The organism is Streptococcus sp. HMSC36C04 (genome assembly GCF_001839535.1).
In the GTDB taxonomy this organism is placed as follows: domain Bacteria; phylum Bacillota; class Bacilli; order Lactobacillales; family Streptococcaceae; genus Streptococcus; species Streptococcus hominis.
In genome coordinates this window covers 1-7,610 of record NZ_KV841575.1, presented here as the reverse complement: position 1 = coordinate 7,610, position 7,610 = coordinate 1, and the positions used below count along the sequence as shown (strand labels likewise).

The 7,610-nt window shown below is 34.9% G+C and carries 6 protein-coding genes; 1 reads left to right on the top strand and 5 read right to left on the bottom strand.

Annotated elements, in window-relative coordinates:
- From HMPREF3249_RS01465 to hsdR, 3 genes are all read right to left on the bottom strand, one after another.
- Positions 1 to 733, bottom strand: a 733-nt coding sequence (locus HMPREF3249_RS01465; RefSeq protein ID WP_070867446.1) for a restriction endonuclease subunit S, incomplete at its 3' end; no start/stop codon positions are given.
- Entirely contained in the window at positions 733 to 2,196 is a 1,464-nt protein-coding gene (locus HMPREF3249_RS01460; protein WP_059220843.1) for a class I SAM-dependent DNA methyltransferase, read from the bottom strand. The genes HMPREF3249_RS01460 and HMPREF3249_RS01465, both read right to left, overlap by 1 nt.
- Before the next feature lie 12 nt (positions 2,197 to 2,208).
- Entirely contained in the window at positions 2,209 to 4,542 is a 2,334-nt protein-coding gene (gene hsdR, locus HMPREF3249_RS01455) for an EcoAI/FtnUII family type I restriction enzme subunit R (RefSeq protein WP_049533691.1), read from the bottom strand.
- A 600-nt stretch (positions 4,543 to 5,142) separates the two neighbouring features.
- Here hsdR and HMPREF3249_RS01450 point away from each other — a divergent pair.
- The gene (locus HMPREF3249_RS01450; protein WP_059220846.1) at positions 5,143 to 5,418 is read left to right on the top strand and encodes a hypothetical protein; all 276 of its coding nucleotides are present in this window, start codon (positions 5,143 to 5,145) and stop codon (positions 5,416 to 5,418) included.
- A gap of 114 nt (positions 5,419 to 5,532) precedes the next feature.
- On the opposite strand, the gene HMPREF3249_RS01445 is transcribed toward HMPREF3249_RS01450, so the two are convergent.
- The gene (locus HMPREF3249_RS01445; RefSeq protein ID WP_049533689.1) at positions 5,533 to 5,955 is read right to left on the bottom strand and encodes a hypothetical protein; all 423 of its coding nucleotides are present in this window, start codon (positions 5,953 to 5,955) and stop codon (positions 5,533 to 5,535) included.
- A 168-nt stretch (positions 5,956 to 6,123) separates the two neighbouring features.
- Positions 6,124 to 7,470, bottom strand: a complete 1,347-nt coding sequence (locus tag HMPREF3249_RS01440) for a hypothetical protein (RefSeq protein ID WP_049533687.1) — start codon at positions 7,468 to 7,470, stop codon at positions 6,124 to 6,126.
- Positions 7,471 to 7,610 lie beyond the last annotated feature (140 nt).

Genomic DNA, 7,610 nt, shown 5'->3' with positions numbered 1-7,610 from the left:
CTTCTACTATGCGTTGTTGTTCGGTAAGTGGGGGGAGAGGGATGAGAATAGAAGCAACTTTATCACTATTCAAGTTTTTCACAACAGCTCCATTAATTAGAGATAAAAATTGATAATAAACTACATTTGATGAAAGAATATAGAATAGGTAATCTCTATTTAATGAGTTTTCATAGTTCAAAATAGCCAACCATCCATCGTGTATTGCACCATCAACATTCAAAATATAAGGTCTACCAAAACTCATAGAATTAGTTAACAAAAATGTACCTTTTTTTACAAATCTAGTTTTGTTAAGCCCTGATTTTTTGATTTTTTCTTTAACATTATTTATATACTTTTCACCCTTTTTAGTATCACCTATTTTTATCCAATTTATTCCATCTACTTCAGAAGTAAGATAATCTTTGATTGGTCGTGGAGAGCCACCTCTAACAATTTCAACCAATGTAGAAAACCTCACCCACTCCCAACTATCAGGAATATCATAAGGGACATCAATTTCTTGAATACTTCCATCAGCGAACTTCTCATAAGGTTTCCCATCATCACCACGAAATATCTCGGTTTCCTTTTTATCTCGCTTGATTTTGCCTTCACTGATAAGTTTTTCTTTCTCAGCTTTAATTCTCTTTAGCAATTCGCTTGCTGGTTCGCCATCAGGATTTTGTGGTACTAATTTCCCTTCCATCGCTCTTTGGAGGATACTTGCCTTAAGTTGTTCTGGTGTCATTATTTGTCCTCCAACAACTGCAAAATATCAGCTAATACAGTATCAATCTTATGATTTAAAGTTGCTCTTTCCACTTGATAATTCTGAATCAACTCAAAGGGATCTAAAATTTCCTCTTCTTCTTTTGGAAAACCACACTGGTCTAAATTATAATTTAGCTCTTCCAATTCGCTAGGTGTAAATGATTTAGATTTATAGAACTTACCTTCCAAAATTTCTTCACGATTTTTCCACCAGTCACGAACAGGATTAAAATGTTCTGACTTCATCGGCTTGGTTTTCGAGAAATTTTTATAACCATCTGGCATATCTAAACGATAAAACCAAGTTTCTTCTGTTTTCTTTGTTTTATCAAAGAAAAGAATGTTCGTATTAATTCCTGTATACGGCGCAAATACACTATGAGGCAACCTAATAATCGTATGTAAGTTGAACTCATCTACCAGTTTTTGTTTCAAGCGAGTTTTTACGCCTTCGCCAAATAAAAAACCATCAGGTAAAATAACCCCAACACGACCATTTTCTTTCAAACGATACATAATAACAGCCATGAATAAGTCAGCTGTTTCAGAACTCCGTAATTCTGCTGGAAAATTATTTTTTATTGTTTCTAATTCAGAACCTCCAAAAGGTGGATTCATCATGATAATGTCAAATTTTTCGTCATCTGTGTATTCGCGAACATTTTTCTCCAAAGTATTGCCATGAACAATTTTAGGGTCATCAATTTCGTGAAGAAACAGATTTGTAACTGCTAAAAGGTGGGGAAATGCTTTCTTTTCAATACCAAAAACAGCTGTGTTATATTTCTTAGTGTCTTCACTAGTTTTACGTTGACTACTTAAACGATTCAGAGTCGAAGTTAAGAATCCCCCTGTTCCACAAGCGAGGTCTGCCATTGATTCGCCAAGTTTTGGGTCAAGGACTTCAGCGATAAAGTCAGTCGCTGCACGTGGTGTATAAAACTCTCCTGAGTTCCCAGCACTTTGAATATCTTTAAGAATTTTTTCGTAGATGTCATTAAAAGAATGACGGTCTTCAGGGCTATTGAAGTCGACTTCATCAATAACATTGATTACTTGGCGTAACAAAACACCATTTTTCATATAGTTGTTCGCATCTTCGAAAGCTGACTTGACAATCGTTTTTCGAATAGGCATATTTGGAGTTATTTCAAGCTCTTTCAACTCTTTAAATAATTTATTATTGACAAAATCAAGTAATTCATCACCTGTCAATGCCTGTTCCCCTTTTTGAGCATGAGCCCAATTTCGCCATTTTAACTCCTCTGGAATAATCGATTCGTAGTCATCTTCTTCTAACTCCCAAACCATTTCACGGCTATCGTAAATTTTCAAAAATAATAACCAAGACATTTGCTCAATACGTTGAGCATCACCATTAACACCCGCATCGTTTCGAGTGATATCTTGAATTCTTTTTACAAATGATGTAATTGACATATTTTCCTTTCATTAAGCTACCGTAAATAGCTCTTGCTCCAATTCTTTAATTGCTTGTAAATACCGTTTTTTATCTCCAAAGTAAGTATTGATGATTTTGAAGGTTCCACCATATAGCTGAAATTCTGGAAGTTTTAGTGTTTCAATACTTTCGAGTTCTCCAATACCTTTATCCATGTACTTGTCCAACAAAATTTCCAAAACTGCACGTGCTTCTTCGCTATATTTATATAAATATCCACTTCGTTTGAGTTTGTTAATACGCTCTGTTTTGGTTAATTCTTTTTGACCATAGGCAAGTTTTAGGAGTAAATCGAAGTCATCAATTTCTTGCTCCGAAATCCCTTCCGACTCTCGAATAGCATCCAGATAAACTCCTTTTTTATAAAGTTCGTCCAATATAATCTTCTTTTTATCTGCTGTATGCCAAGCCGTGATAAAATCGTTCAAAGTAGCATAACTACCTAAAATATTCTTACGGGTGTAGTCGGTTAGATTTTCAGTGACCAGTTTTCCATTTTCATCCAATACTTGAACTGTTGAATTCAAAATGGTCACTTGCTTATCTGCAACGACATATTTTTCTACTGGGTCACCACCTTCGTCTACAAAACCAGGTGTAGCACCATTATTTGTTTTTGCACCTGTTTCCAGAACCTTCACTGGTTCACCATCAAAATCAGGGTCAGCAAACAAATTAGTAACATTTCGAAAATCAATAATCGTAAAAAATTCTTTCCCCTTTTGAGGATAAAGACGTGTGCCACGACCAATAATTTGTTTAAATTCAGTCATGGATTGGATATTAGAGTCTAAAACAATCAAACGACATGTTTTAGCATTAACTCCTGTCGTTAATAATTTAGACGTTGTTACAATAGCGGGAAAATTAGAATTGACATCCATAAAGTTATCCAGTTGAGCTTTTCCTTCAGCATTGTCACCAGTTACTTGCATGACATAACGATAGTCTTCTTGGACTAAGTCTAGATTCTCTTTTACAAGTGCAGCACGCATCCGTTCAGCATGGTCAATATCAACACAAAAAACAATCGTTTTATCAAATCGTGCATTGTTTCGCTTCATATAGTCCGAAACAAACTTAGCAACTTTTTGAGTTCTATCATCAATAACAATAGTTTTGTCAAAATCTTTCCTGCCGTAGTACCTATCCTCGATTAACTGCCCTTTAGCATCAACTTTCCCAGTTTCTGGACGATAGCCATCCACATCCACATCTAAATTAACTCTCATAACACGATACGGAGCCAAAAAACCATCCTCGATTCCTTGTTTTAAACTATAAGTATAAATTGGCTCCCCGAAGTATTCCATATTGGAGACATCCTTGGTTTCTTTAGGAGTTGCCGTCATACCAATTTGTGTCGCAGAACTGAAATAATCAATCACCTTACGCCAGTTGCTGTCTTCCTTGGCTGAGCCACGGTGCGCTTCATCAATTACGATTAAATCAAAGAAGTCTTTGTCGAACTTTTGATAATGCGTTTCAGTACCATCTTCACCAGTTAGTTGCTGATAAAGTCCTAGGTAAATTTCAAAAGAATTTAATTTTTCAGGAGCATTCAAAAGTTTTGGAGTAATTTTCGTCATCACCTTTTCGAATGGCTTAAAGTCTTCAGCCATCGTTTGGTCTACTAAGATGTTTCTATCCGCTAAAAATAAAACTCGTTTAGCCAAACCAGATTTTCGAAGACGATGAATAATTTGAAAAGCCATGAATGTTTTTCCCGTTCCTGTTGCCATCACAAACATTACTCGTTTTTGTCCTCTGGCAACTGTTTCAATTGTACGGTTGATAGCTATTTGCTGATAATATCGCGGCGTTTTAGTTGAGAAGGCATCTGTGTAATATGGAGTTGAGATAGCTTCTGCTATTTCAGACGTTAGTCCTTTTTCCTTCTTCAGACGAGAAAATAATTCTTCACGAGTGGGAAATTCATCTAGCGCCAGCTCACGCTCTTCTCTTGTGATACGGTCATGCTCAATAAAGCCATCACCATTCGAAGAATAAACAAAAGGAACATCTAAAATCTCACCATATTCAATCGCTTGTTGTAATCCCGCTCGAACGCTATGTTTATTATCCTTTGCCTCAACGATTGCAATTAGAGTTCCAAATTGGTAATACAATGAATAGTCTGATTTTTTCCCTTCTTTGCGACGAGCCTTATCTCCTCTAACCTCGATTCGACCATCAGTGAAGTATTCCTCGTAAGCGATATGCTCACCATTTTTCCATCCTTTGGATACAATAGCAGGAGTGATGAAATTTGCTTTAATATCCTCCTCACTCATTTCTTTCTTAGACTTTATAAACTCAACCATATTGAACCTCCGCATTCTAAAAATCTACTTCTCCATAAAATAAACTATCAGAACAAATTATACTTCTATTATATCACACTTATAAAAATACTCTGCTAAATTGTTGAAAAGTAAGTACGTAACCCCTTTCGCACCGCCCTTCGCATCGCGTCAGATTGTTTCCGCATAACACCGCCGTTTCTGAGCAGTTTCGTCAGGCGACTTATTATCATTCTACGAGCGTTTTCAGGCGTACTAGCAAGCGATTCTTCAAAAATAAATAACTACATTTAAACATTGCGAAAGTACAAAATCTCTAAATCAGCCATTCAAAAACTGGCGTAAATTACGCCTGAATATTCTCACGCCGAAGAAAAATTCTCTGTTCATCGAACTTTCGAAAACTCCAAAAAACTGACTCCCCCATCTGTTTTAGATTGTAAAAAATACATCGAAAATGGGCTGGACTTCTTCCCTGATGAGAGTTATCATTGTCCAGTAATAAATGTTTAACAGATAAGGAAATTATGGACGATTATAAAACCAAACAAGAATTTATCCAAAATTTGCTTGAAACCTTACAAACCGAAGTTGGTTTTGTTAAAGAATGGGAGGATTAAAATGGAAAAAACAGAATATATGGAACTGGGATCAGTTTCGAAATTGGGTTATCTTTTGCCGAAAAATTTTGATTTTAATAACCTTTTCGCCAAGGAAACTTTCGAAATTTGCCAACCGTTAACTGAGGCGGATTCTTTGGTTTATATGTGCCAGTTTCGAAACCCTGAAATGGCGGGATATTACTATTTTAAAACCAAGCAAGCCAACGACCCGACGGACTGGATTGAAAACCTAAAAAACGAAACCGTTGAAATTTTAGGAGTTGAATTAAGATAGCTACTGCCCTAACCGCAAGGATTTTCGAAGTTTCTTGCGGTTTTTATTTTGTTTTGAATTAGTTTTTCGAAAAAGTTTCATAAAGGAAAAAGCCCACAAATGTGAGCTTAAAAATTATTTTTTATCAACATATCTTTCTATAAAGTCTTTATGTTGAGAAGGAGTCAAACCAAAAACTCGTGCAAATCCAGTGTCTATATCTACACTATCTCGGAAAAGATTGGGCTCTTCTATGCCGTGTTCAGTGTACCACTCCTTGACTTTCTCCACGTTTCTATATGCTTGAGGTAGAATTCCTTCTGTTGCCTCATACCTATGAAAAACATCGTTAAAACCATCTAGTAGCTTCATAAGCATAATGGCATCTGAACAGCTCAATTTTTCTATCTGTTCGAGATCCATGCCTAACAATATTGAAACCGCTCGTTCCGATACGCCCGATGCAATCATTCTTCTCGCCACGGATTCTTTACTGTATGGGTCGTGAGCTGTTGCATTATAAATCAAAGCTTCTTCTAAAGAAAAATCTGGGAACATAAAATCACCTCTAAAAAATATTAATCTACCACTTGCTAGGTAGACTTTAAAACTTTCTACCAAATGCAAGGGATTAACTTTCAGAAGTAATTTCTGGTAAGTTACGAAAATTTATTTAATTTTAATTTTACTTTTATATATTAGCATATTTTTATATTTTTGTCAATACTATTCATCTTTATAGTCCGTTTCAGGTCTGGTTTCCCAAACACCTGTAATATTTATCTGTTCAGCCGTAAGATTAATATTTTGTCCTGTGCTAAAATTCAAATTGGACAGTGAAGGTTTTATAATAACTTTCACACCGCTCCCTTTTGGTACAAATTCTTTTATATGAACTTCAAAATGTTTACTGCTTGATTTTATAAATGATAGTCTTTTAGTTCTGTCAAATGGAGTGAAGAATGCACAAAAAATATCAAAAAACATATTGTCATCTTTGTTGAGCTGACTCATTGATATTTCAAATTTGAAATCATTCGTCGAAAACGGCAAGTGGTATGTTGATTCTGTGATGGGAAACCCCAAAAGAGCTTGAGTGGTTCGTCTTACTTCATAAGAGGTGTTATCGGGGATATTAGGATATAAGAATCGTTTTTTGTAACAATACCTGTCCTCTAACTTAACTTCTGGATTTTCAGGAAGAGGAATGTGTTTGTCAAGAAAATCTACACCATTAATAGCCATTTCTTTCATGGAAAAGAAATCATACTTTTCAAAATTATCAAAGCTAAAATTAAATTGCAGACTATCCCTACTAAGATTATTGCTCCTGTTCAACAACGGGGCTTTGAATGATAAAGTATGTTCATTTATTATTTTCTTTTGTTTGATATCTGGAGTAACAATAATTTTTCTATGATAGTAATCATAATATTTTCCTTCGTTTAAATCTTGTGCAATATCATTGAAGAATCGTTGGCTTGACTTGATAATTTCTAAATGCCTTTCACCGTACTCATTATCTTCAATTTGAGGCATGTCTGCCGCTATAAAGAATAATATTGAGGCAAAGAAATCTTCACATTCACCAGAACGAAGCTTTTTCTCTAACCTCTTTAAATCCAAATCCCCAATATCTCCAGTGCAAGAATCAAAATATTCATAAATTTTTTGACAAATAGGATTCGTAAGAAAAGGAGGTCTCCTCCAAGAAAACTTATTATCTTTATTCTTTAATTTTTCTGTTAATTGATTTATATGCTCACGATATGTTAATCGTTCATTGCTAGGAAGTTCTTTTAAAGTTCCTTGATAATACTGCCATATTAAATGATGGATAAAGCTTTTCCCAGAAACAATGTTCGAAACTTGAGAGTCACTATATTCAATTTTGCTATCCCACCATTGCTCAATAGAAGGATGAGTTTCTGTTACCAATATTGAAACTAACGTATTGAGCCTCTCAGAATTATTTCTCCAACCAGACACATTCGGAAAATCTTTTTGATTTTTAGATATTATTTTCAACACTTGGGACAAATGAGGTAGTTTCTTGCTTTTAGGTTTCGCCATATTTTTCTCCTTTGAATAAAATCAAGGGTTCTACTATTAAAATCAATCTATAAACAAAACTTGATTTTAATAAAGATATATTCAACTAATTACGATAGTGATATTCTTAAAACCCAATTTGTAAAATTAAGCTAGACAGA